The organism is Campylobacter curvus (assembly GCF_013372125.1).
In the GTDB taxonomy this organism is placed as follows: domain Bacteria; phylum Campylobacterota; class Campylobacteria; order Campylobacterales; family Campylobacteraceae; genus Campylobacter_A; species Campylobacter_A curvus.
Genome location: NZ_CP053826.1, coordinates 1823343 through 1845018, shown reverse-complemented (window position 1 = coordinate 1845018; position 21676 = coordinate 1823343). Strand labels below are relative to the sequence as shown.

Genomic DNA, 21676 nt, shown 5'->3' with positions numbered 1-21676 from the left:
ATTATAGCATATTAAGCTTCAAGCGGCTTTGGCTTGTCGAAATAAAACCCCTGAGACGCGTCTATGCCAATAGCGTTCACCGCGTTTAAAACGGTGTTTGAGTGCACGAATTCGGCGATCGTTTTTATACCAAACCTCTTTGTAAATTCCACCATCAGCTCGACCACTTTGCGTGATTCCTCGTTTTCATCGATATTTTGTATCATGGAGCCATCTATCTTGATGTAGTCGGCTTTGATCTTCATTAGGTATTCAAAATTCGAATACCCCGTTCCAAAGTCGTCTATCGCGATCTTGCAGCCAAATTTACGCACTTCGTTTATGAAGTGATTGACCTTGTCGAAATTTTCGATGCCCTCGTCTTCGACTACCTCAATAGTGAGACGTCGCCCGATATTTTCGTATTTTTGCAGCTTTGCTTTGAAAAATTCCAAAAATTTAGGTGACAGGATGTCCTCGATGGCTAAATTTATACTAAATTCGTCGCTGTTTTGTGAAAAATGCTTGAAGGACTTTTCTATCACGATGTCAGTCAGCTTTTGATATAGGTTGGAATTTTTGGCGATGCCTAAAAAATCTATCGGCAAGATCACGTTCCTGTCCTCGTCTATCATGCGTATGAGGCACTCGTATTTTATGACCTGGTTGCTCGTATTATCGACGATGGCTTGTTTATAAAGCACGATACGATCTTCTTCTATGGCTCTTTTTAAATTTTGAGTCAAATTCACGTTGCTTATGAGTTTGTCTTTTTTCTCCTCGAAAACTACGATCGGCGTTTTGGTCTCTTTGGCATAGTCTTTTGCCATTTCAGCGGTGATGAGGTGCATGTCGGAGGATATGCCAAACGCCAGGTCGATGTAAAATTTATTATTTTTGATGCCTAAAGCCTCGTTCTTGAAGTATTCGATGACCTGCTCGCAAAATTTAAAAAAACTCTCTTTATTAAAATCCGACTCTCGTCCCAGGAGTGCGAAGTTATCGTTTGTCAGCCTATAAAGCTCTAAATTTTTATTTTCCATCAGCCTTCGCACGGCGTTGCTTAGCTTTATGAGGATGAGATCGCCCGTCTCAAAGCCGTAGTATTCGTTGATCTGTTTAAATTTCAAGATATCAAAATTTGCGACGAATACACCGCCCTCGCCCTCGCTTAGCTTATCTATCAGGGCTTGGCGGTTTGGCAGCTTGGTGAGCGGATCTTGCAGGTGATTTTGCAGCTTTTCTTGCTGTGCTATTAGTAGCGTGATGTCCTGGCAGATGCAGACGAACTCCAAAATTTCATCATCGTCGCTTAGTATCGGTGTGATGCTCGTTTTCAGCGAACATACGCTACCCTCTTTTTTGTAGGTTTTTATGATGCCTTGCCACTCGTGCTTAGCCCAGATTTTTTGCGAAATTTGCTTTAAAATTTCGTAGTTTAGCCCTTTGTTCAGCAAAATTTCATTTGGCTTGCCGATCAGTTGCTTTTTGCTGACGCCTAGCAGCTCGCAAAATGCGCCGTTTACAAAGGTTATCATATCTCTGGTGTCAAACCTTAGCACAACAGCGGAGCTATCAATCGAGTTTTTGTATTGAGCTAGGAGCATGGTACTTTGCTTTTTCTCGAAATTTAGCCGCTCTTTTTCACGGATGATCTCGTTTATGTTTTGCGCGATCGTCTGAAGCTCTGTAAATTCTATCTCGTCGCTTGCGATATATCCGCCCGTATTTTCGCGCTCGCCAAAATATTCACTAAATTTGGCTATCGATCGATCGAACATATTTTTTATATATTTTGCACTCATTAGTATCAGCAAAACGACGATACAAAAATAAAACAGATAAATGACGATCTTATAGACAAAGTCATTAAACAGCTCTTGTCTTTGCGCGGTCGCGAGCTTGTCGGTCTCGTCCAGGAAAGTCCCCGTGCCAAGCACGAGCCCCAGCACGCCTATGTCTTTTACGAAGCTTAGTTTCTCGGCCCTGGTCCCGTCGTTTTTGCTCCACTCGTATGTCAAAAAGCCCTCTTTGGTATCAAATCTCGCGAGGCTGGTTAGCTGATTTAAAATTTCGTTTCGTTTTTGATTGAATATCGCGTATCGGTTGTTCTCGAGCTCGGCGGAATTTGAAAGTAGGATCTTGTCGGAGTTTTTATCGAGTAAAAATAGATATTTGTTTTGATCCAGCGCGAGATTTTTTATGAAAATTTTAGTCTCGTCTATGAATTTAGCGTTAAATTTATCGATGTCTTTTGAGTATATGACGGCGATGTTTAGCGGCTCGTAAGCCGTGGCAAAGCTAAGGATATTTTGGCTGCCCACGCTGCTTTGCATGATCGCGGCTTGCTTGTCTAAAGCGTTGTTCGCTAGGGCTAGGACGTGAGCGCCGCTATCTTTGCCAAAGAGCAAATTTCGCGATTTGTAGTCGTAGACCAGATAGTTCTCATCGCCTAAATTTTCAAATTCTGTTTTTAGCTTTTTTAGGGTCTGCTCCCTGTTTTGACCCCCTTGCATGTCGCGTGCTAGCTTCGTTCCATCAAGTGCTTTTTGTCTTATGCCGTCGGTGAAATTTTTATACTGGGATAGGTAGTTTTGCTTGATCTGATAGGCGACGCTGTAAATTTCGCCTCTTAAGTTCTCTTGTTCTTTGATTATGAGGTTTTTTTTGATATCCTGAAGCTCGTTTTGATAGCTTGAATAATCGTATCCTACACCCAAAATTTCAAGCATAGTAACGGCTATCAAAGAGAGGATCGTTACCGATAAAAATACGAATTTCCCCATCGATGAGGTCGTTCGTTTCTCTTTTTTGCTTGGCAAAATCAACCTTTTTATTTGGCTTTGTTATAACAAATCATTGACGCTCGCTTCGCTTCTAAAAATCGCGTTTGGCTTTATGTCTTCATTGATTTTACTTCGTTGCACTCGTAACTGGGGCAGAATAGCGGCGATAAGCTTACTATCAAGGTTTGACTTTGTTTTGAAAGTCAAAAATCAATACTTCTTTATAACAGAGCCTTTCGTTTTATTTAGCAGATGTTATTAAAATTTTGTTTAGAGTTTGATTAAAAAGTATGTTTAATTTACGCAATATTTACAAAATATAGCAAAAATGCTTCTAAACGATACAAACCGTAGCTTTTCATACTAAATTTCATTCACTATATATTTAAAATAGCTCCAAACTTGGTTGAAAATTTTTGATCACGAAGCTTTTTCGCGAAATTTCATTTTGTCCATATTTCGCGATCGCCTCTAAATGTGCTTTCGTGCCGTAGCCTTTGTGCGATTTGTAGCCAAAATTCGGGTAAATTTTATCCCACGCGCACATGAGCTCGTCGCGGCTGACCTTTGCCAGGATGCTCGCAGCCCCGACTTCTTCGACTTTTGCGTCGGCTTTTACCATCGTTTGCACGCCCGTACCGTAGTTTTGGTTGCCGTCATATAGTAGCTCGCAGCCCGAAAAATGCAGCTTGAATAAATTTAGCGCCCGTCTCAGGCACTCACTAAGCCCCAGCTCGTCGATCTGCTCGTTTGAAAAATAAACGATGAGATAGCGTGAGTTTTGCGTGATGAGGTGAAATAGCTCCTTGCGACGTTTTGGAGTGAGCTTTTTAGAGTCGTTTAGCCCTGAAATTCCGGCATTTAGCACGCATGCCGCCACCGCCATAGGACCAGCCAGCGCGCCGCGTCCCGCCTCATCGATACCGCAAACTTGCATTTAGCTTAATATCTCATCTACCAAGGCGTCGATGTGTATCTGTGCGGTATCGAGCGTCCCGACACCCAAATTTACGCCGTTAAAGATGAGCGGAAGCTCGGTGCAGCCAAGCACGACGGACTCGATGCCATAAATTTCGCGCATATTTTCGACTATGGTTAAAAATTTGTTTTGAGTTTGTTTATTTACTATATTAAGTTCGAGTTCGGTCGCGATCTTTTCGCCGATAAATTTCATCTCATCCTCATTTGGGGTGAAAATTTCGATACCGTTTTTCAAAAATGGCATTTTAAAAAAGCTCTCTTTCATCGTCGTGTAAGTACCCAGAAGTCCTATTTTAGATAGTTTTTCGCGCTGGGATTGTTTTAGCGTCGCCTCCACGATACTGATGAGCGGGATAGGTGAGCGCGCGGCGAGCTCGTCAAAAACGATGTGCGGAGTGTTCGCGCTGATAGCCCCAAACTGCGCTCCTGCAGCGTGAAGGCTACCGATGCCGTTTAAAAGATATTTAACAAGCTCGTCAAATTTACGCTCGCTACACATTTTTAGCACTTCAAACACATTCAGGCTCTCGACCGTGAAATTTGGAAAGAAATTTTTGCCTGTTTTTCGCTGCACGCCATACGCGATACCCTCGTAATAAAGCAGTGTGGATGCGGGTCCTGTGCCGCCGATGAGACCTAGTTTTTTCATCGTTTTTCCTTGATCTAAAATTTTATTATGGTAGCATTTTTTGCAAATTTAGGGCTTAAAATCGTGTTAACAAGGGCTAAATTTAGCTTTTTTCTGGGTTTAGGCGTGAGTTGATTTTTTCGTTACACCACATAGCCAAAAAAGTGGGTGGAGCGCTAGTTTGGCTGCATATCTCTCGTTTTTGCACAGTGCGCGAGCCATCAAACGCCGCCGACACGCTTCAAACTTGAAATTTTGGCTCAAAATTTATCACAAAATATTTTAGCCGATGTTTTAAAAAGAGCTGAATTTACCCGCCCTCAAGCGTCTTTTGATACTCCTTACCCCACTCGCAGAGCTCTTTTAACACCTTTTCCAGTTGCGCTCCGATGGGGCTTAGCGAGTATTCGACCTTTGGCGGCACTTGCGCATACACCGCTCTTTGCACGACGCCCTGCGCCTCGAGCTCTCTTAGCTGATCGGTAAGAGTTTTTGTGGTGATGCGCCCTAAATTTCGCTTTAACTCGTTAAATCGCACGACTTTTTTAGCGTGGATGAGTGATAAAATTTGCAGCTTCCATTTGCCGCTAAGCACGTTTATGCCGAGGCTCATAGGGCAGGTATCGCTAGATTTTTGGGCTTTTGCCATTTTCTCTCTTTGGTATCAAAAAGGATACAAAATATTAAAATTTAACGTATTGAAGGGCTTTTAAAAATACGCTAGGATTGCATTATATCAAATTTAAAAGGAGAAATTTATGATAATAGACGCTCACGAGCACGTTATGACGCCCGTTTCCTTGCAGCTACAAAAGCTCCAAACCGCTGGCATCGATAGGGCGATATTGTTTGGCACGACGCCTCATCCCGAGCGAGCGCGAAATTTTAGCGAGTTAAAAGAGGAGATGAAAGTTTTGTTTAAGATCCTCTCCGGCAGCGTTTCAAAGGAGGCAAATATGGCTAGATACGAGCGAAATAACCTCGAATTAGCCGCGCTTGTGAAGGGTCACCCTGATAAATTTTACGCATTTGGTAGCGTACCGACTGGCTTGACGCAAGGTGAAAACGGGATTTGGATAGAAAAGCTCGCTCAAAGCGGTTTTAAAGGCGTGGGAGAATTTACTTTAAGCGACGAGCAAATTTGCGAGCTTGAGCCGATTTTCCAGGCACTTTGCGATTTTAGCGGGCTTTGCGTCTGGGTGCATACGTTCTTCCCGCTTGGCAAAAACGGACTTGAAATTTTGATGAATTTGACTAAAAAATACCCCAATATCCCCATTATTTTCGGACATATGGGCGGGTATCATTGGATGGATATGATTGACTTTGCCAGCGTCACCAAAAACGCCTACATCGATCTATCTGCCGCCTTTTCGACGCTCGCGCTTAAAATGGCGATCTCGCAGCTGCCCGAAAAGTGCATTTTTAGCTCCGATGCGCCATACTCCGAGCCACTACTTTGCAAGGACGCCGCGAGCTTTGTAAGCGGTAACGAGCAGGTGCGTGAAATGGTGCTTGGAGGCAATATTTTACGGCTTATCGGCGGCTAGAAAAGCCCGAAATTTTCGCTCAAAAACGGCTTAATTGCGTCAAGCGGCACGCTCTTTTCGCCCTCGTCGTAAAATGTGAGACCAATCGGCGAAAGGGTGAAAATTATGTCCGTTTTTACGTCAAATTTAGCAAAAATTTGCTTCAAATTTTCGTCGTTTGGGTCTTTAAAAATTTGATTTAGCTTTATCTTTTTTTGCGTTTTTTGTGAGATGAGATCGCAAATTTTCAAGGTTTTATTTTTCGTTAGGCATAGATTTTTGATCTTGTCATTTTGATAAAAAAGCTCTAAATTTTGACTCACGCTGGCGGAGTCTGCGTCCTTTGCAAGCCACGTTTGTTTGAGCGCGTCAAGCTCGGATTTAAGCTCATTTTTATATTTTTTGCTAAATTTCGGCGAGAAAAAGTCACTCACTATGGCGTCAAATCTTTTGCCGTTTTGCACGAGCTGCACTCCAAGAGCCAAAATCTCGTAGTTTGCGGCCTGTTTTAGCGTAGCTTTGTAGGCTTTGTTTTTGATGATGATCTTGCCTGCTAGCTCCTCGCCCTGGGCTTTGACGTCTAAATTTAGCCACTCAGACTGCACGGAGAGGGCTGAGATTTTCGTGCCGTTTTGCTCCATTTTTCCTTTATCAAAGTCAAATTTAGCCCCGTTAAAAAAGGCATGTCCGCTGATCTTTGGTAGGATTTGAAAATTTTCACTGGGCTTAAAATTTTCAAATTCGTTTTCAAAATAGCTTAGATAAATCTCAAATTTCGCTCCGTCCGCAACACCGTCAAATTTATAAAATTTGCCCCAGTTTTCGTGGTCTATCTCATATCCAAAAAGCCCGAATGCTAAAAATAAAATCATAAAAATCGCTCGCATTTTCATCCTTTAAATTTTTGAAATTATAACGCAAAAATTAAATTTAAATCCCTAAAGCCCATCTAGAAAATGGTAAAATTTCGCATTTTATGCCCTCGATGCTTAGCTCGCCCGAGTTTGCCACGCTGATGACTTGCAGTCGTGAGACGTTTAAATTTTTAAGTAGCGGATGAAGTTTTTTAAATTTTAAAAATATGATCTCGCTTGCGCTAAAAGGTATGCAAAGCACCGCAAGTTTCCTTTTTATAAGGAAAAAATCAAGCTCTTTGGTATAAAAAATTTCATCCTTAAATTTAAGTAGCTCGCAAAGGATTACATTGGCAAAAGTCGCGGTGAAGTCCTTTTTCGCGCTCAAAGCGTTTCGTAGAGCGAAATTTCTAAAATATAATTTTTTCGTCGCGTTTGGCTCGTTAAATTTTGGCAAAGTAATGATAAAACCGCTGTTTTCCAGTTCATTAAGCCCGGCATAAACGCTATCTTTTGAAATTTTGACACTTTGCTTTAAAATTTTATAAATTTCAAAGGCGCTGACGGTGTCGTGACATTTTGATGCACACTCTTTTATGATGTTTAAATTTACGGGGGTTAGCTCCTTTTTTAGGTCGTTTTGTAGACTCTCGCTAACCTCGCTAGCGTCTAAAAACGCACATTTTATCGCCCCTCCGTGAGCTAAAAAATGGCTGAATAAAAAATTCGCGTCCAAATTTTTCTTAAAAAATAGGATAAACTCCTCGTAGTCAAGGTAGCCAAGCTCGAGAACGCTGAAATTTTCAAATCTAAATGACCTTTGATCGGTCGCGATGATGATCGTCTCAAGTGCGCTAGTATCTATCTTTTTTAAAATTTCAGCTTCGTCTTGGCTACTTAGATTGTCCACACCAAGTGCTTTTAGGCTAGGATGCGCGGCTAAAAATTCGCTCAAATCGGTAAGTAAATTTAAAGGATCCGCCCGCAGATCTTTTAAATTTATATATAGCCTCTCTTCGGCTTTGTATTGCGCCAGATATTCACACATCAGGCTTGTTTTGCCGCTTTGAGGAGAGCCTATTATGAGCGTTTTTTGGTTTGAGATGAACTGCTTTCGGTTTATGAATTTTATAGTTTTTAAAGGTGTCTCATAAAAAAAATCTAAATTTTGCAAAATTTCTCCTTTGCGCTATTCTAACATTTCCTTTTTAAAAGGAAATAAAATCGCTAAATTTAATCTCAAAATCGCTAAATTCCTTGACAATATAATGCCTTTTTTGTAAAATCACAACCTCTTTACGCAAGACGTATGTCTGCTCGTATGATCGCTTGATCCTATGCGAGGCTTGTTTATGTGAAGAGGTCGCGAGTTTGCGACAAGTTCTTTTTAAAGGAAAAACAATGGAAAGAATCAGGTTAAAGCTCAAAGCTTATGACCATAGAGTTCTAGACCGCACAGTTGCAGCAATCGTAGAAGCTGTCAAAAGAACTGGTGCTGACGTTCGTGGTCCAGTGCCAATGCCTACAAAAATCAAACGCTACACCGTCTTGAAATCTCCACACATCAACAAAGACTCACGCGAGCAGTTTGAGATGAGGATACACGCTCGTATGCTTGACATCGTGGCGGCTACTCCGGAGACCGTAGATAGTCTGACCAAACTCGACCTTGCTCCAGAAGTGAATGTCGAAGTTCGTGCGATGAAATAAGCGAGCAAAGGATAGAGTATGGAATATATCGTAGAAAAAATAGGCATGAGTAGAACGATTTCTACACAAAGCACCCCGGTTACGTTGCTAAAGCTCGTAGAGGCTAAAGTTTGTGAGATAGACGAAAACAAACGCGCTATCGTGGCTTACGCTCATACGAAAGCAAATAACAAAACTATTGCAGGTCAGCAAAAAAAATACAATCTAACTGCCGAATTCAATAAATTTGCAACTCTTGAAGTGGCAAATAGCGAAGTCGGAAATCTTGATTTCACACCGCTTAGCGAGGCTAAAATTTTAAAAGTTAGCTTCAACTCAAAGGGTAGAGGTTATCAAGGTGTCGTAAAAAGGCACGGATTTAGCGGCGGACCAAAAAGCCACGGCTCACGTTTTCACAGACGCCACGGCTCTATAGGTAACTGCGAATGGCCGGGTCGCGTTCAGCCTGGTATGAAGATGGCCGGACACATGGGTAATGAAAAAGTTACCGTTAAAAACGAGCTAGTCAGCTTCGACGCTGAAAACGGCATCGTCGTTGTCAAGGGTTGTGTTCCGGGACACAATGGCGCAATGGGCAGAATAAGGATCGTAAAATGAGTAAAATTTTAGTATTGAACGATAAATTTGAAAATTCTGGTGAGCTTGAGCTTCCTGCGAGCTACGCGGAGGTAAATCCGCACAACCTTTATCTTTATGTCAAATCTTACCTAGCAGGCATGAGAGCAAATACGGCTCACACTAAAAGTCGTGCTTATGTAAGCGGCGGCGGTAAGAAGCCTTGGAGACAAAAGGGACGTGGCGGAGCGCGTGCGGGCTCTACTAGAACTAACGTATGGGTTGGCGGTGCGGTAGCATTTGGCCCGACAAACGAGAAAAACTACTTCCAAAAAGTGAATAAAAAACAAAAAAGACTTGCTCTTGAGTGCGCTTTAGCCCAAAAAGCCGAGGCCAGAAAGCTTTTTGCGGTAGATAGTTTGGCGGTAGAGTCAGGTAAGACCAAAGATGCGGCCAAGATCATCGAAGCGCTAAATTTAAGAGATGCGCTTATCGTTAAAGATTTACTTGATGATAAAACGCTTCTTGCTTTTAGAAATATGGCAAACTGCTACGTAGTTGATGCAAGCGAAGTCAATGCTTACCTTGTTTCAGTCTTTAGCTCAGTGATCGTCGAAAAAGCAGCACTACAAACCATAACAAAAGAGGGCTAAAATGGCAGATATAACTGATATCAAAACGATTATTTATACAGAAAAAACTCTTGGCCTTCAAGAACAAGGTGTCGTAGTCATACAAACTTCACCAAAAGTCACGAAAAACGGGCTAAAAGAAGTTTTGAAAGAGTATTTTGGTGTAACGCCGCTTCGCATAAATTCTCTCAGGATCACAGGCAAAGTCAAGCGTTTCAGAGGAAAAGTAGGTCAGCGCGATGAGATAAAGAAATTTTATGTCAAGCTACCAGAGGGCGTCAGCCTAGAAAATACGGAGGCATAAAATGGCGATAAAATCATATAAACCATATACTCCAAGCCGTAGATATATGACGGGGCTAAGTAGTGAAGACATCACCGCTAAGCCAAGTGTCAGAAGCTTGCTTGTAAAAATTCCGGCAAGTGGCGGCAGAAACAACAACGGACGCATAACTTCAAGGCATAAAGAAGCAGGTGCGAAGAAGCTTTATCGTATCATCGACTTTAAGCGTAAGAAATTTGGTATCGAGGGCAGAGTAGAAGCGATCGAATACGATCCAAATAGAAACTGCCGTATAGCCTTGATCTCATATAAAGACGGTGAAAAACGCTATATCATTAGACCAAACGGCCTAAACGTAGGTGATGTCATAGCTTCTATCGACGAGGGCGCGCTCGATATAAAACCGGGCAATGCCATGAAGCTTAAATTCATCCCTGTCGGAACGATCGTTCATAACATCGAGCTAAAACCGGGTAAAGGTGCTCAGATAGCTCGCTCGGCCGGTGGATACGCACAGCTCATGGGCAAAGAGGAAAAATATGTCATCGTCAGGATGCCAAGCGGCGAGATGAGGCAAATTCTAGCCGAGTGTATGGCAAGTATCGGTGTCGTCGGCAACGAAGACTGGGCTAACATCACGATCGGTAAAGCAGGGCGTAACCGCTATAGAGGCATCCGCCCACAAACTCGCGGCTCGGCGATGAACCCGGTAGATCACCCACACGGCGGTGGTGAAGGTAAGAAAAATTCAGGTCGCCATCCGGTAACTCCGTGGGGCAAACCGACAAAAGGTGCTAAGACTCGCCGTAAAAAAGCAAGCGATAAGCTTATAATTTCAAGAAGGAAAGGAAAATAGAGATGGCAAGATCACTCAAAAAAGGTCCTTTCGTAGATGATCACGTAATGAAAAAAGTTGTCGCTGCTAAGGCTAGCAATGACAATAAACCGATCAAAACTTGGTCAAGACGCAGTACGATTGTGCCTGAAATGATTGGACTAACTTTTAACGTTCATAACGGTAAGAGCTTTATTCCTGTGTATGTAACAGAAAACCACATCGGCTACAAGCTTGGCGAATTTGCTCCGACACGCACATTTAAGGGCCACAAAGGCTCCGTGCAAAAGAAAATCGGTAAGTAGGGGTTAGACGATGAGTAAAGCAATTATAAAATTTGTAAGACTTTCTCCTACGAAAGCTAGACTAATAGCAAGAGAGGTTCAAGGAATGAACGCTGAGCTTGCCCTTGCAAGTTTGCAGTTCATGCCAAACCGCGGAGCTAAATTTATAGCCAACGCTATCAGCTCGGCTGTTGCAAACGGCGGGTTTGAGCCTGAAGAGGTTGTGGTGAGCAGTTGCCGTGTAGATGCCGGTCCTGTATTAAAAAGATTTAGGCCAAGAGCAAGAGGAACTGCGAGTAAAATTCGCAAACCGACTTCTCACGTAATGGTCGAAGTATCTAAAGCTCAAAAGAAGGAAGCGTAATATGGGACAAAAAGTAAATCCAATAGGTCTTAGACTAGGCATCAACCGTAACTGGGAGTCACGCTGGTTCCCTACTAAAGCTAGCCTTCCTGAAAATATCGGCGAAGACTATAAAATTCGCGCATTTTTAAAGAAAAAACTTTACTATGCGGGGATCAGTCAAATCTTGATCGAAAGAACGGCCAAAAAGCTTCGTGTGACCGTCGTAGCGGCTCGTCCCGGTATCATCATCGGCAAAAAAGGCCAAGATGTCGAAAACCTAAAAAATGACGTCAGCAAGCTGATCGGCAAAGAGGTCAATGTAAATATAAAAGAAGAAAGAAAAGCTCAAGCCTCCGCTCAACTAGCGGCCGAAAACGTCGCTATGCAGCTTGAAAAACGTGTGGCTTTCCGCCGCGCAATGAAAAAGGTCATCCAAGGCGCTCAAAAATCAGGTGCCAAGGGTATCAAAATTTCAGTTGCAGGACGTCTAGGTGGTGCCGAAATGGCCAGGACAGAGTGGTATCTAGAAGGCCGCGTGCCGCTTCATACGTTAAGAGCGAAGATCGATTACGGCGTTGCGGAAGCACATACGACTTATGGAAACATAGGTATAAAAGTGTGGATCTTTAAAGGTGAAGTCCTTCAAAAAGGTGTCCAACCTGAAAAAACCGAGGACGATGCACCAAAGAAAACACGCAGACCAAGAAGAGGTAAATAATCATGTTGATGCCTAAAAGAACGAAATTTCGTAAGCAAATGAAAGGTCGCAATCGCGGCTATGCAACTCGCGGTGCATCTTTATCGACAGGCGAATTCGCACTAAAAGCCGTTGAAGCCGGGCGTGTAAATTCACGTCAGATCGAGGCAGCTCGTCAGGCTCTTACTCGCCACGTAAAAAGACAGGCTAAAATTTGGATCAGAGTTTTCCCTGATAAGCCGCTTACCAAAAAGCCTCTACAAACTCGTATGGGTAAAGGTAAGGCCGGAGTTGAAGAGTGGGTAATGAATATCAAGCCCGGTCGTATATTATTTGAAATGGCTGGTGTCAGCGAGGAGCTTGCACGCGAAGCTCTTACTCTAGCTATGCACAAACTGTCTTTCAAGTCAAAATTCGTAACGCGAGAGAGTGAAAATGAAATATACTGAGATCAAAGAAAAAAGCGTTGCAGAATTAAACGCGTTGTTAAAAGAGAAAAAGGTGCTTTTATTTACACTAAAACAAAAGTTAAAAACTATGCAGTTAAGCAACCCTAATGAGATTAGAGCTCTCAAAAAAGAGATCGCTCAAATCAATACTGCAATCAGCGCTTCAAAGTAAGGGGTGAGAAATGGCATTAAAAAGAGAAATTCAAGGCGTAGTTTTACAAAAAGCGGGTGATAAGACGGCTACTATTTTAGTAGAAAGACGCGTTATGCACCCAAGATATCATAAATTTGTAAAACGTTTTAAAAAGTATTTGGTTCATGATGAAAAAAATGAGACAAATGCAGGAGATACTGTCGTAGCCGTTGAGTGCAGACCGCTTTCGGCTCGCAAATCTTTCCGCTTGAAAGCTATTGTTGCAAAGGGAGTTGAGTAATGATCCAAAGTTTTACAAGACTTGCAGTTGCTGATAATAGCGGCGCAAAAGAGTTGATGTGTATAAAAGTTCTTGGTGGCAGTAAAAGACGTTACGCTACTTTGGGCGATGTTATCATTTGTTCTGTCAAAAAAGCTCTTCCAAACGGCAAGATCAAAAAAGGCCAAGTGGTAAAAGCCGTCGTCGTCAGAACTAAAAAAGAGGTTCAAAGAGGTAACGGTTCGCTCATAAGATTCGACGAGAACGCAGCCGTCATCCTAGATAACAAAAGAGAGCCAATCGGAACTCGTATCTTCGGGCCTGTGGGTCGTGAGGTTAGATATGCTAACTTTATGAAGATCGTTTCGCTTGCACCGGAGGTTTTATAATGGCGAATGTAAAATTTCAAGTCAAAAAAGGCGATCTTGTAAAGATCATCGCCGGTGACGATAAAGGCAAAACGGGTAAAATTTTATCGGTCCTTGCTAAAAAAAGTCAGGTCATCGTTGAGGGCTGCAAAGTGGCTAAAAAAGCTATCAAGCCAAGCGAAAAGACACCAAATGGCGGTCATATAAACAAAGAGATGCCGATACACATTTCAAATGTAGCGAAAGTCGAGGGATAAGAGTCATGGGTAGATTAAAAGATAAATTTAACGAGAGCATAAAACCAGCTCTTGTAAAAGAATTCGATATCAAAAACCCGATGCTCGTTCCTGCGCTAGAAAAGATAGTCATCAGCGTTGGAGCAGGCGATTCTGCAAAGGATCAAAAGGTGCTTCAAAATATGGCTGATACCATCTCGCTTATCGCAGGGCAAAAAGCCGTCATCACGAACGCTAAAAAGTCAGTCGCTGGCTTTAAAGTGCGCGAGGGCTTTCCTGTGGGCATCAAAGTGACTCTTAGAAAAGAGCAGATGTATGCGTTTTTAGATAAGCTCATCTCTATCGCTCTTCCAAGGGTCAAAGACTTCCGTGGCTTGCCTAAAAATGGCTTTGACGGACGAGGCAACTATAACTTCGGTCTTAGCGAACAGCTTATGTTCCCAGAGGTCGAGTATGATAAAATTTTACGTACTCACGGTATGAATATCACTATCGCTACGACAGCTAAAAATGATAAAGAGGCATTCAAATTGCTAGAGCTATTTGGTTTGCCGTTTGCAAAAGGAAAGTAAAATGGCAAAAAAATCAATGATAGCAAAAGCCGCTCGTGCTCCTAAATTTAAAGTGCGCGGCTATACAAGATGCCAAATTTGCGGACGTCCGCACTCTGTTTATAAAGATTTTGGAATTTGCCGTGTTTGCCTAAGAAAAATGGCTAACGAGGGGCTAATCCCCGGTCTTAAAAAAGCAAGCTGGTAAGGAAAAGATATGTTAAATGATTTAATATCAGACGGACTAACCCGTATTAGAAATGCAAGCATGAGAAAGCTTGAAACAGCTAAACTACTTCACTCTAAAGTCGTCGAGGCTACACTTTCCATCCTTGCAGCAAAGGGCTACGTAGAAAGCTATAATGTCGTAGAAGAGAACAACAAGAAATTCATAAATGTAGTTTTAAAATACGACGATCATGGCAGAAGCATCATAAACGAACTAAAAAGAGTTTCAAAGCCAGGACGTAGAGTATATCAAGGAAAAGATGATATCAAACGCTTTAAAAATGGCTATGGAACGGTCATAGTCAGCACCAGTAAAGGCGTTATGAGCGGTATAGAAGCGAGTAAAGTAGGTGTTGGCGGCGAGGTTCTTTGCACAGTTTGGTAAAAATGGTTTTTGCTTTGCTAAATTCTAAGCAAAGCAAATATTTTACGGCATTGTGGTATTGATTCGAAAATGTAGCAATACCCTAGACAAGTAAAAGGAAAAAAATGTCACGTATAGGAAAACAACCTATCGCTATCCCAAGCGGGGTGGATGTTAGCGTTGCAAATAGCGTCCTAAAATTTAAAAAGGGCAACAATACAAAAGAGCTCGACACAAAAGGGCATGTCGATGTCAAGGTAGAAAACGGTCATATAGTATTTTCACCAAAGGGTGATGACCGCCAAAGCAGGGCCTACTGGGGAACATATAGGGCACTAGCGAACAATATAGTCACAGGTCTTACAAGCGGCTTCACTCGCCAGCTTGAGATCAATGGCGTCGGCTACAAAGCGGCCGCAAAAGGTAAAATTTTAGAGCTTACTCTAGGCTTTTCGCATCTTATAAATTATGAGCTTCCAAGTGGCGTCGAGGCTAGCGTAGATAAAAACATCATAACTATAAAAGGCGATGATAAGCAAGTAGTCGGTCAAGTCGCAGCTCAAGTAAGAGGCTTTAGACCGCCAGAGCCGTATAAAGGCAAGGGTGTTAAATATGTCGAAGAGCGCATAATCCGCAAAGCGGGCAAGACATCTAAGAAATAAGGGGCGGTAAATGACAGCAAAAGTATTAAAAAGAAAACTCGCTCTTAGGATTAAGAGAAAAAGAAGGATCAGAGGTAAAATTTCAGGTGTTGCCACGACCCCTAGAGTCTCTATTTTCAAATCAAATAGAACTATTTATGTCCAAGCTATCGACGATGTCACGGCTACGACTATCGTTGCGGCAGACGGTAGAAAGCTAGGCATAAAGGCAAACAAAGAGGGTGCAGCTATCCTTGCTAAAGAATTTGCAAGTGCGTTGAAAGCTAAAAAGATAGATACGGCTGTTTTTGATAGGAACGGCTACTTGTATCACGGCGTCATCGCGGCATTTGCTGATGCTTTAAGAGAAAACGGCATAAAACTATAACCCAAAGGAAAATCGATGGAAAAATATAATAGAGAAGAATTTGAAGAAGTAATCGTCGATATCGGTCGGGTTACGAAGGTCGTCAAAGGCGGTCGTAGATTTAGATTTACGGCTTTGGTCGTCGTAGGCAACAGAAACGGACTAGTCGGCTTTGGCTACGGTAAAGCAAAGGAAGTACCTGACGCGATGAGAAAAGCTATCGATGATGCGTTTAAAAACATTATCCACGTCAAGCTCAAAGGCTCTACTATACCTCACGACGTAGAAGTCAAATATAATGCAAGTAGAATTCTGCTTCGTCCGGCTAGCGAAGGTACCGGTGTCATCGCTGGTGGCGGTGCACGTCCTATCATCGAGCTTGCAGGTATCAAAGATATCCTTACGAAATCACTTGGCTCAAATAACTCGGCAAACGTTGTCCGCGCTACTATAAAAGCGCTTAGTTTGCTAAAAAGCTAAGAGAAAGGAAAAATATGGCATTACAAAATTTAACTCCGGCTCCTGGCTCGACTCATGCTACAAAGAGGCTTGGTCGCGGTCAAGGTAGTGGAAATGGTAAAACTGCTGGCAAAGGCAACAAAGGTCAAAGGGCAAGAAAAGGCTACAATGAAAAAAGAGGCTTCGAGGGTGGACAACAACCGCTTCAAAGACGCCTTCCGAAAGTTGGCTTTACGTCTAAATTCGAAAAACCTTATGTCATCAATGTAGAGAAAATCACCGCTATAAAAGAGCTTAGCGAGATCACTGTCGCGACGATCGCAAGCGTGCATAAAATTTCAAAAAGTGTAACAAAAATCAAACTTATCGGAGTAAGCGCAAAAGAGCTCGCTTCAAAAGTAAAAGACGAGAACGTTAGCGTTAGCGGATCGAAATAATGAATAAAACATTGACCAACAAGATATTAATCACGTTGGCATTTTTGTTCGCGTACAGGATACTGGCGTATGTGCCGGTTCCTGGCGTTAATGTCGATGTGATTAAAGAATTCTTTAACTCGAATAATAGCAACGCTTTAGGATTATTTAATATGTTCAGCGGTAAGGCCGCCGAGCGTCTTAGTATCATATCTCTTGGTATCATGCCATACATCACCTCGTCGATCATCATGGAGCTTTTAGCGGCAACTTTTCCAAATTTAGGAAAGATGAAAAAAGAGCGTGACGGCATGCAAAAATATATGCAAATCATCCGCTACGCTACCATAGTCATCACTCTCATCCAGTCTATCGGCGTTTCTATCGGCCTTCAAAGCATAACAGGACGTGGCGGCGAGCAAGCTATAATGATAGATATGAACGTTTTCATCGCGATCTCTGCAGTATCTATGCTGACAGGAACTATGCTACTTATGTGGATAGGCGAGCAGATAACTCAGCGTGGTATAGGAAACGGTATAAGCCTTATCATTTTTGCAGGTATCGTTTCTGGAATTCCAAATGCGATCGGTGGAACGGTGAATCTAATAAATACAAGCGAGATGAATTTCTTGGTTGCGATCGGAATTTTCATCATTATTTTGGTGACTATCGGCATTATCATCTTTGTGGAGATGGGTGAGAGACGCATCCCTATCTCGTATTCACGCAAAGTCGTCATGCAAAATCAAAATAAGCGCATAATGAACTATATCCCGATAAAGGTAAATTTAAGCGGTGTCATCCCGCCTATCTTTGCCAGCGCGATACTTATGTTCCCTAGTACCATTTTGCAAGCAAGCACGAACAAATACGCTCAAGCCATAAACGACTTTTTGAATCCACAAGGATATATGTTCAACTTCTTGACGTTCCTTTTTGTCATCTTTTTTGCATTTTTCTACGCTTCTATCGTCTTTAACACAAAAGACATCAGCGAAAATTTAAAGAGACAAGGCGGGTTCATCCCCGGAGTCAGACCCGGTGAAAATACCGCGAGCTATCTAAACGATGTCGCAGGTAGGCTTACTCTAAGCGGTGCGATTTATTTAGGTCTCATCTCGACCTTGCCTTGGGTTTTGGTCAAAACCATGGGCGTGCCATTTTATTTTGGCGGCACATCGGTGCTTATCGTCGTTTCGGTCGCACTTGATACAATGAGGCGCATAGAGGCTCAAATTTATATGAACAAATACCAAACTCTAAGTGCGGTAGGTCTATAAAATGGCGATCTCGCTAAAAAGACCCGCTGAGATCGAAAAAATGCGAGCGGCGAACAAGATCGTCGCTCAAACGCTAGATCACGTTTCTACCATAATAAAACCCGGAATTTCACTCCTTGAGATAGATAAAATTTGCGAAGATATGATAAGAGCCGCCGGTGCCAAACCCGCTTTTAAAGGGCTTTACGGCTTTCCAAACGCAGCTTGCATAAGTGTGAACGAAGTCGTCATACACGGTATCCCGAACCAATACGTTTTAAAAGAAGGCGATATCGTGAGCGTCGATATAGGCTCGAATTTAGACGGATATTTCGGCGATAGCGCCAGGACGTTTGGAGTCGGTAAAATTTCAAAAGAAGATGAAGAGCTCATCGCGTGCAGCAAGGATGCGCTTTATTTCGCGGTGGATTTCATAAGAGCTGGCATGCATTTTAAAGAGGTCTGCTACGAGCTTGAAAAATTTATAATAGCTCGCGGATTCGTGCCGCTTCGTGGATACTGCGGACACGGCATAGGCAGACGCCCTCATGAAGAGCCTGAAATTCCAAATTATCTGGAAGGAAACAACCCAAAGGCCGGTCCGAAGATCAAAAACGGGATGGTTTTTTGCATAGAGCCAATGATCTGCCACACTGACGGCACCCCGATAGTCGGTGAGGATAAATGGAAAGTCACTGCAAAAGACGGCCTAAGAACGAGCCATTACGAGCATTGTATGGCTATTATAGATAATGAAGCCGAAATTTTATCGATAGCTTGAAATTTTAAAATTTAAGAAAGGAGGATAGATGGCAAAAGATGACGTCATAGAGATTGACGGTAACGTGGTCGAGGCATTGCCAAACGCAACATTTAAAGTCGAACTTGATAATAAGCATGTGATTTTATGTCATATTGCAGGCAAGATGAGAATGCACTATATAAAGATAATGCCCGGAGACCGTGTCAAGGTAGAGCTTACACCTTATAGCCTTGATAAGGGTCGCATAACTTATAGATATAAGTAAAATTTCAGTATCGCCAGATTCGTTATCGGCGACATACTAAGTAAATTTAAAGCTGGATTTAGATAAAATCCAACCTTTGCAACAAGCTGTATGAAGAATTGTTTTCAAAGTTCCCACTTATTTTGAAAATAGTTGGTTTAGAATTTTTCTTTAAACCTGATGCAGCCCCTAAAAAAGTGGAATAAATTTTTAGGAGACTAAGATGAAAGTTCGTCCTTCTGTAAAGAAGATGTGTGACAAATGCAAAATTGTCAAACGTAGCGGTATCATTCGTGTTATCTGCGAAAATCCAAAACATAAACAAAGACAAGGATAAGGCATGGCACGTATTGCAGGTGTAGATTTACCAAACAAAAAGAGAATAGAGTATGGTTTGACATATATCTATGGCATAGGTCTTTACAAGTCACGTCAAATTCTTGACGCTGCGGGTATCTCTTACGACAAGAGAGTTTTTGAGCTGAGCGAAGACGAGGCTGCGGCTATCCGTAAAGAGATCCAGGAGCATCACATAGTCGAGGGTGACCTTAGGAAACAAGTCGCTATGGATATAAAGGCACTTATGGATCTTGGAAGTTATAGAGGTCTTCGCCATAGAAAAGGCCTTCCTGTTCGCGGACAAAAGACAAAAACTAACGCAAGAACCAGAAAAGGCAGACGTAAAACCGTCGGCGCGGCTACTAAGTAAGGCAAGGGTTAAAGGATAGTAAATGGCAAAAAGAAAAATCGTTAAGAAAAAAGTTGTTAGAAAAAGTATAGCCAAAGGTATCGTTTATATCAGTGCGACATTTAATAATACGATGGTGACCGTTACCGATGAGATGGGAAATGCTATCGCATGGAGCAGTGCCGGTGGTCTTGGATTTAAAGGAAGCAAAAAATCGACTCCTTACGCAGCTCAACAAGCCGTTGAAGATGCTCTAAATAAAGCAAAAGAGCACGGCATAAAAGAAGTCGGCATAAAAGTACAAGGTCCGGGCAGCGGACGCGAGACGGCAGTTAAGAGCGTAGGAGCGGTCGAAGGCATCAAAGTGACTTTCCTTAAAGATATCACCCCGCTTGCACACAATGGTTGCAGACCACCAAAACGCCGCCGCGTCTAAGAATAGAAATTAGGAGAAATTATTATGGCTAGATATACAGGACCTGTTGAAAAACTAGAAAGACGTCTTGGTGTTTCTCTTGCGCTAAAAGGCGAGAGAAGGCTTGCAGGCAAAAGTGCGCTTGATAAAAGACCGTATGCACCGGGACAACACGGACAAAGAAGAGCGAAAATCAGCGAATATGGCTTACAGCTTCGCGAGAAGCAAAAAGCTAAATTCATGTATGGAATTTCAGAGAAGCAATTTAGAAGATTGTTCCAAGAAGCAGCACGTCGCGAGGGAAATACCGGTGCGCTTTTAGTCCAGCTTTTAGAACAAAGACTAGATAACGTAGTTTATAGGATGGGCTTTGCGACGACTCGTCGTTTCGCACGTCAGCTCGTAACTCACGGACATATCCTTGTAAACGGTAAGAGAGTGGATATCCCTTCTTATAGGGTGGAGCCGGGATCTAAAGTAGAGGTTATCGAAAAATCTAAAAATAATCCGCAAATTGTTCGTGCGATTGATCTTACCGCTCAGACCGGTATCGTCGGCTGGGTTGATGTTGAAAAAGATAAGAAATTTGGAATTTTCACCAGAAATCCAGAAAGAGAAGAGGTTATCATTCCGATAGAGGAAAGATTCATAGTCGAGCTTTACTCAAAATAATAGAAGGTATAAAGATGAGAAAGATTACTACATCAGCTTATATGCCGACTGAGATCGAAGTTCAAAGCATCAGCGAGAACGTAGCAAAGATAACTGCATATCCTTTTGAGACCGGTTATGCAGTCACATTGGCTCACCCGCTTCGTCGTCTTCTTTACACAAGCACGGTCGGTTTTGCGCCTATTGGCGTAAAGATCAAGGGTGTCAGCCACGAATTTGACAGTATGCGCGGTATGCTTGAAGACGTTGCGTTTTTCATTATAAATTTAAAGAAAATTCGCTTCAAACTCAAAAACGATAGCGAGCGTGAGGTCGTAGAGTATAGCTTTAAAGGTCCAAAAGAGATAACGGGAGCCGATCTTAACAACGATGTCGTAGAGATCGTGAACCCCGATGCTTATCTTGCTACGATCAATGAAGACGCAGAGCTAAATTTCAGCGTTATCATTCAAAAGGGTATCGGATATGTGCCTAGCGAGGAGATCCGCGAGGAGATCGAGGACGATTATATCGCACTTGATGCTTTCTTCACTCCTGTCAAAAAAGCTGTATATGAGCTTGAAAACGTTCTTGTAGAAGACGATCCGGACTATGAAAAGATCGTATTTACTATCACGACAGACGGTCAAGTAGGCCCGATAGAGGCATTTAAACACTGCCTAGAGGCCATGTATCAACAAATGTCAGTATTTAAAGGCGTTTTAGATATCGATGTGAACGCTCCGATGATGAGCAGTAGTGTCGGCGGGGAGCATGCAAAGCTACTTTCAAGCGTCGAAGAGCTAAATTTAAGCGCTAGAAGCTTCAACTGCCTTGATAAGGCCGAGATCAGATATATAGGCGAGCTTGCATTGATGGATGAAAACGAGCTTAAAGATCTTAAAAATTTAGGCAAAAAATCTCTTGAGGAGATAAAAGCCGTCATGGAAGAGATCGGCTATCCTGTGGGTAGTGATGTGCTAAAAGATAGTAAAGAGCAGCTGCGAAAAAAGATCGCCGAGCTAAAATCACAAATGAGTGCAAAAGAATAAAAGGACAATA

35 protein-coding genes are annotated in these 21676 nt (G+C 42.4%); 29 read left to right on the top strand and 6 right to left on the bottom strand.

Translation table 11 applies throughout. The features are described from left to right. Positions 1-11 precede the first annotated feature (11 nt). From CCVT_RS09095 to CCVT_RS09080, 4 genes are all read right to left on the bottom strand, one after another. Complete coding sequence (locus tag CCVT_RS09095; RefSeq protein ID WP_018137112.1) at positions 12-2801, bottom strand: EAL domain-containing protein; 2790 nt, start codon at positions 2799-2801, stop codon at positions 12-14. 349 nt (positions 2802-3150) lie between these two features. Next, positions 3151-3702: a ribonuclease HII gene (locus CCVT_RS09090; RefSeq protein WP_018137111.1), complete on the bottom strand. Its 552-nt coding sequence runs from the start codon at positions 3700-3702 to the stop codon at positions 3151-3153. After that, positions 3703-4395: an aspartate/glutamate racemase family protein gene (locus CCVT_RS09085; RefSeq protein ID WP_018137110.1), complete on the bottom strand. Its 693-nt coding sequence runs from the start codon at positions 4393-4395 to the stop codon at positions 3703-3705. Between the two features lie 289 nt (positions 4396-4684). Then, positions 4685-5023: a winged helix-turn-helix transcriptional regulator gene (locus CCVT_RS09080; protein ID WP_018137108.1), complete on the bottom strand. Its 339-nt coding sequence runs from the start codon at positions 5021-5023 to the stop codon at positions 4685-4687. Between the two features lie 109 nt (positions 5024-5132). Between CCVT_RS09080 and CCVT_RS09075 the strand changes: the two genes are divergently transcribed. Then, a complete protein-coding gene (locus CCVT_RS09075) occupies positions 5133-5924 on the top strand; it encodes an amidohydrolase family protein (RefSeq protein ID WP_169765147.1) in 792 nt (263 codons plus the stop codon). Here CCVT_RS09075 and CCVT_RS09070 read toward each other — a convergent pair. After that, complete coding sequence (locus CCVT_RS09070) at positions 5921-6790, bottom strand: acetate and sugar kinases/Hsc70/actin family protein (RefSeq protein ID WP_018137106.1); 870 nt, start codon at positions 6788-6790, stop codon at positions 5921-5923. The genes CCVT_RS09075 and CCVT_RS09070 overlap by 4 nt on opposite strands. Before the next feature lie 43 nt (positions 6791-6833). After that, positions 6834-7931 (bottom strand): ATP-binding protein, encoded by a 1098-nt coding sequence (locus CCVT_RS09065; protein ID WP_018137105.1) that lies wholly within the window; start codon positions 7929-7931, stop codon positions 6834-6836. A gap of 227 nt (positions 7932-8158) precedes the next feature. Here CCVT_RS09065 and rpsJ point away from each other — a divergent pair, with 227 nt between their 5' ends. The 28 genes from rpsJ to CCVT_RS08925 all read left to right on the top strand — a co-directional run bounded on the left by rpsJ (position 8159) and on the right by CCVT_RS08925 (position 21666). Beyond that, positions 8159-8467 (top strand): 30S ribosomal protein S10, encoded by a 309-nt coding sequence (gene rpsJ, locus CCVT_RS09060; protein ID WP_009295257.1) that lies wholly within the window; start codon positions 8159-8161, stop codon positions 8465-8467. An 18-nt stretch (positions 8468-8485) separates the two neighbouring features. Continuing rightward, positions 8486-9064: a 50S ribosomal protein L3 gene (gene rplC, locus CCVT_RS09055; RefSeq protein ID WP_009649777.1), complete on the top strand. Its 579-nt coding sequence runs from the start codon at positions 8486-8488 to the stop codon at positions 9062-9064. Beyond that, complete coding sequence (gene rplD / locus CCVT_RS09050; protein ID WP_018137104.1) at positions 9061-9675, top strand: 50S ribosomal protein L4; 615 nt, start codon at positions 9061-9063, stop codon at positions 9673-9675. The genes rplC and rplD overlap by 4 nt, the downstream gene beginning before the upstream one ends. Before the next feature lies 1 nt (position 9676). Beyond that, the gene (locus CCVT_RS09045) at positions 9677-9958 is read left to right on the top strand and encodes a 50S ribosomal protein L23 (protein WP_009649499.1); all 282 of its coding nucleotides are present in this window, start codon (positions 9677-9679) and stop codon (positions 9956-9958) included. A gap of 1 nt (position 9959) precedes the next feature. Continuing rightward, on the top strand, positions 9960-10793 hold the full coding sequence (gene rplB / locus CCVT_RS09040) for a 50S ribosomal protein L2 (RefSeq protein ID WP_009649696.1): 834 nt from the start codon (positions 9960-9962) through the stop codon (positions 10791-10793). Positions 10794-10795: 2 nt separating this feature from the next. After that, a complete protein-coding gene (rpsS, locus tag CCVT_RS09035; RefSeq protein ID WP_009649595.1) occupies positions 10796-11077 on the top strand; it encodes a 30S ribosomal protein S19 in 282 nt (93 codons plus the stop codon). Positions 11078-11087: 10 nt separating this feature from the next. Continuing rightward, positions 11088-11420: a 50S ribosomal protein L22 gene (gene rplV, locus CCVT_RS09030; RefSeq protein ID WP_011992852.1), complete on the top strand. Its 333-nt coding sequence runs from the start codon at positions 11088-11090 to the stop codon at positions 11418-11420. 1 nt (position 11421) lies between these two features. Beyond that, positions 11422-12120: a 30S ribosomal protein S3 gene (gene rpsC, locus CCVT_RS09025; RefSeq protein WP_009649492.1), complete on the top strand. Its 699-nt coding sequence runs from the start codon at positions 11422-11424 to the stop codon at positions 12118-12120. A 2-nt stretch (positions 12121-12122) separates the two neighbouring features. After that, positions 12123-12548 (top strand): 50S ribosomal protein L16, encoded by a 426-nt coding sequence (rplP, locus tag CCVT_RS09020; protein WP_009649480.1) that lies wholly within the window; start codon positions 12123-12125, stop codon positions 12546-12548. Then, entirely contained in the window at positions 12535-12720 is a 186-nt protein-coding gene (gene rpmC, locus CCVT_RS09015; protein WP_009649515.1) for a 50S ribosomal protein L29, read from the top strand. The genes rplP and rpmC overlap by 14 nt, the downstream gene beginning before the upstream one ends. A 10-nt stretch (positions 12721-12730) precedes the next feature. Next, entirely contained in the window at positions 12731-12982 is a 252-nt protein-coding gene (gene rpsQ, locus CCVT_RS09010; protein ID WP_009649669.1) for a 30S ribosomal protein S17, read from the top strand. Continuing rightward, positions 12982-13350, top strand: coding sequence for a 50S ribosomal protein L14 (gene rplN / locus CCVT_RS09005; protein ID WP_009649740.1), 369 nt, complete (start codon positions 12982-12984; stop codon positions 13348-13350). The genes rpsQ and rplN overlap by 1 nt, the downstream gene beginning before the upstream one ends. Next, positions 13350-13586, top strand: a complete 237-nt coding sequence (gene rplX, locus CCVT_RS09000; RefSeq protein WP_018137103.1) for a 50S ribosomal protein L24 — start codon at positions 13350-13352, stop codon at positions 13584-13586. Before rplN ends, rplX begins: the two co-directional genes overlap by 1 nt. 5 nt (positions 13587-13591) lie before the next feature. Then, entirely contained in the window at positions 13592-14137 is a 546-nt protein-coding gene (gene rplE / locus CCVT_RS08995) for a 50S ribosomal protein L5 (RefSeq protein ID WP_018137102.1), read from the top strand. Between the two features lies 1 nt (position 14138). Continuing rightward, a complete protein-coding gene (locus CCVT_RS08990; RefSeq protein ID WP_009649734.1) occupies positions 14139-14324 on the top strand; it encodes a type Z 30S ribosomal protein S14 in 186 nt (61 codons plus the stop codon). Between the two features lie 9 nt (positions 14325-14333). Beyond that, positions 14334-14729, top strand: a complete 396-nt coding sequence (gene rpsH, locus CCVT_RS08985) for a 30S ribosomal protein S8 (protein WP_018137101.1) — start codon at positions 14334-14336, stop codon at positions 14727-14729. A 104-nt stretch (positions 14730-14833) separates the two neighbouring features. Further along, positions 14834-15370 (top strand): 50S ribosomal protein L6, encoded by a 537-nt coding sequence (rplF, locus tag CCVT_RS08980; protein ID WP_009649839.1) that lies wholly within the window; start codon positions 14834-14836, stop codon positions 15368-15370. 10 nt (positions 15371-15380) lie between these two features. After that, positions 15381-15737 carry a 50S ribosomal protein L18 gene (gene rplR / locus CCVT_RS08975; RefSeq protein ID WP_018137100.1) on the top strand — a complete coding sequence of 119 codons (357 nt, stop codon included), beginning with the start codon at positions 15381-15383 and terminating at the stop codon, positions 15735-15737. A gap of 15 nt (positions 15738-15752) precedes the next feature. Next, entirely contained in the window at positions 15753-16196 is a 444-nt protein-coding gene (gene rpsE / locus CCVT_RS08970; RefSeq protein WP_009649732.1) for a 30S ribosomal protein S5, read from the top strand. A 14-nt stretch (positions 16197-16210) separates the two neighbouring features. Next, entirely contained in the window at positions 16211-16612 is a 402-nt protein-coding gene (rplO, locus tag CCVT_RS08965; RefSeq protein ID WP_009649704.1) for a 50S ribosomal protein L15, read from the top strand. Continuing rightward, on the top strand, positions 16612-17874 hold the full coding sequence (gene secY / locus CCVT_RS08960; protein WP_018137099.1) for a preprotein translocase subunit SecY: 1263 nt from the start codon (positions 16612-16614) through the stop codon (positions 17872-17874). Before rplO ends, secY begins: the two co-directional genes overlap by 1 nt. A gap of 1 nt (position 17875) precedes the next feature. Next, positions 17876-18634 carry a type I methionyl aminopeptidase gene (gene map, locus CCVT_RS08955; protein ID WP_018137098.1) on the top strand — a complete coding sequence of 253 codons (759 nt, stop codon included), beginning with the start codon at positions 17876-17878 and terminating at the stop codon, positions 18632-18634. 28 nt (positions 18635-18662) lie between these two features. Further along, complete coding sequence (infA, locus tag CCVT_RS08950; RefSeq protein WP_009649712.1) at positions 18663-18881, top strand: translation initiation factor IF-1; 219 nt, start codon at positions 18663-18665, stop codon at positions 18879-18881. A gap of 202 nt (positions 18882-19083) precedes the next feature. Beyond that, positions 19084-19197 carry a 50S ribosomal protein L36 gene (gene rpmJ, locus CCVT_RS08945; RefSeq protein WP_002941545.1) on the top strand — a complete coding sequence of 38 codons (114 nt, stop codon included), beginning with the start codon at positions 19084-19086 and terminating at the stop codon, positions 19195-19197. A 3-nt stretch (positions 19198-19200) separates the two neighbouring features. Further along, positions 19201-19569 (top strand): 30S ribosomal protein S13, encoded by a 369-nt coding sequence (rpsM, locus tag CCVT_RS08940; protein ID WP_009649750.1) that lies wholly within the window; start codon positions 19201-19203, stop codon positions 19567-19569. 22 nt (positions 19570-19591) lie between these two features. Beyond that, positions 19592-19984 (top strand): 30S ribosomal protein S11, encoded by a 393-nt coding sequence (gene rpsK, locus CCVT_RS08935; protein WP_009649639.1) that lies wholly within the window; start codon positions 19592-19594, stop codon positions 19982-19984. Between the two features lie 24 nt (positions 19985-20008). Then, a complete protein-coding gene (rpsD, locus tag CCVT_RS08930) occupies positions 20009-20635 on the top strand; it encodes a 30S ribosomal protein S4 (RefSeq protein WP_009649525.1) in 627 nt (208 codons plus the stop codon). 14 nt (positions 20636-20649) lie between these two features. Then, positions 20650-21666, top strand: a complete 1017-nt coding sequence (locus tag CCVT_RS08925) for a DNA-directed RNA polymerase subunit alpha (protein WP_009649689.1) — start codon at positions 20650-20652, stop codon at positions 21664-21666. The last annotated feature ends 10 nt before the right edge of the window (positions 21667-21676 follow it).

Bases quoted from the DNA above. Each gene is read 5' to 3' on its own strand.
- CCVT_RS08990 (WP_009649734.1), top strand. From the start codon at position 14,139: ATGGCAAAAAAATCAATGATAGCAAAAGCCGCTCGTGCTCCTAAATTT.
- secY (WP_018137099.1), top strand. From the start codon at position 16,612: ATGAATAAAACATTGACCAACAAGATATTAATCACGTTGGCATTTTTG.
- rplP (WP_009649480.1), top strand. From the start codon at position 12,123: ATGTTGATGCCTAAAAGAACGAAATTTCGTAAGCAAATGAAAGGTCGC.
- rpsS (WP_009649595.1), top strand. From the start codon at position 10,796: ATGGCAAGATCACTCAAAAAAGGTCCTTTCGTAGATGATCACGTAATG.
- rplC (WP_009649777.1), top strand. From the start codon at position 8,486: ATGGAATATATCGTAGAAAAAATAGGCATGAGTAGAACGATTTCTACA.
- CCVT_RS08925 (WP_009649689.1), top strand. From the start codon at position 20,650: ATGAGAAAGATTACTACATCAGCTTATATGCCGACTGAGATCGAAGTT.
- rpsE (WP_009649732.1), top strand. From the start codon at position 15,753: ATGGAAAAATATAATAGAGAAGAATTTGAAGAAGTAATCGTCGATATC.
- rpsM (WP_009649750.1), top strand. From the start codon at position 19,201: ATGGCACGTATTGCAGGTGTAGATTTACCAAACAAAAAGAGAATAGAG.
- CCVT_RS09080 (WP_018137108.1), bottom strand. From the start codon at position 5,023: ATGGCAAAAGCCCAAAAATCTAGCGATACCTGCCCTATGAGCCTCGGC.
- rpsK (WP_009649639.1), top strand. From the start codon at position 19,592: ATGGCAAAAAGAAAAATCGTTAAGAAAAAAGTTGTTAGAAAAAGTATA.
- rpsQ (WP_009649669.1), top strand. From the start codon at position 12,731: ATGGCATTAAAAAGAGAAATTCAAGGCGTAGTTTTACAAAAAGCGGGT.
- CCVT_RS09045 (WP_009649499.1), top strand. From the start codon at position 9,677: ATGGCAGATATAACTGATATCAAAACGATTATTTATACAGAAAAAACT.
- rplO (WP_009649704.1), top strand. From the start codon at position 16,211: ATGGCATTACAAAATTTAACTCCGGCTCCTGGCTCGACTCATGCTACA.
- CCVT_RS09085 (WP_018137110.1), bottom strand. From the start codon at position 4,395: ATGAAAAAACTAGGTCTCATCGGCGGCACAGGACCCGCATCCACACTG.
- rplB (WP_009649696.1), top strand. From the start codon at position 9,960: ATGGCGATAAAATCATATAAACCATATACTCCAAGCCGTAGATATATG.
- rplD (WP_018137104.1), top strand. From the start codon at position 9,061: ATGAGTAAAATTTTAGTATTGAACGATAAATTTGAAAATTCTGGTGAG.
- rplX (WP_018137103.1), top strand. From the start codon at position 13,350: ATGGCGAATGTAAAATTTCAAGTCAAAAAAGGCGATCTTGTAAAGATC.
- rpsD (WP_009649525.1), top strand. From the start codon at position 20,009: ATGGCTAGATATACAGGACCTGTTGAAAAACTAGAAAGACGTCTTGGT.
- rpmJ (WP_002941545.1), top strand. From the start codon at position 19,084: ATGAAAGTTCGTCCTTCTGTAAAGAAGATGTGTGACAAATGCAAAATT.
- CCVT_RS09090 (WP_018137111.1), bottom strand. From the start codon at position 3,702: ATGCAAGTTTGCGGTATCGATGAGGCGGGACGCGGCGCGCTGGCTGGT.
- rplV (WP_011992852.1), top strand. From the start codon at position 11,088: ATGAGTAAAGCAATTATAAAATTTGTAAGACTTTCTCCTACGAAAGCT.
- CCVT_RS09070 (WP_018137106.1), bottom strand. From the start codon at position 6,790: ATGCGAGCGATTTTTATGATTTTATTTTTAGCATTCGGGCTTTTTGGA.
- rplR (WP_018137100.1), top strand. From the start codon at position 15,381: ATGACAGCAAAAGTATTAAAAAGAAAACTCGCTCTTAGGATTAAGAGA.
- rpsH (WP_018137101.1), top strand. From the start codon at position 14,334: ATGTTAAATGATTTAATATCAGACGGACTAACCCGTATTAGAAATGCA.
- rplN (WP_009649740.1), top strand. From the start codon at position 12,982: ATGATCCAAAGTTTTACAAGACTTGCAGTTGCTGATAATAGCGGCGCA.
- rpmC (WP_009649515.1), top strand. From the start codon at position 12,535: ATGAAATATACTGAGATCAAAGAAAAAAGCGTTGCAGAATTAAACGCG.
- CCVT_RS09075 (WP_169765147.1), top strand. From the start codon at position 5,133: ATGATAATAGACGCTCACGAGCACGTTATGACGCCCGTTTCCTTGCAG.
- infA (WP_009649712.1), top strand. From the start codon at position 18,663: ATGGCAAAAGATGACGTCATAGAGATTGACGGTAACGTGGTCGAGGCA.
- rpsJ (WP_009295257.1), top strand. From the start codon at position 8,159: ATGGAAAGAATCAGGTTAAAGCTCAAAGCTTATGACCATAGAGTTCTA.
- map (WP_018137098.1), top strand. From the start codon at position 17,876: ATGGCGATCTCGCTAAAAAGACCCGCTGAGATCGAAAAAATGCGAGCG.
- rplE (WP_018137102.1), top strand. From the start codon at position 13,592: ATGGGTAGATTAAAAGATAAATTTAACGAGAGCATAAAACCAGCTCTT.
- rplF (WP_009649839.1), top strand. From the start codon at position 14,834: ATGTCACGTATAGGAAAACAACCTATCGCTATCCCAAGCGGGGTGGAT.
- rpsC (WP_009649492.1), top strand. From the start codon at position 11,422: ATGGGACAAAAAGTAAATCCAATAGGTCTTAGACTAGGCATCAACCGT.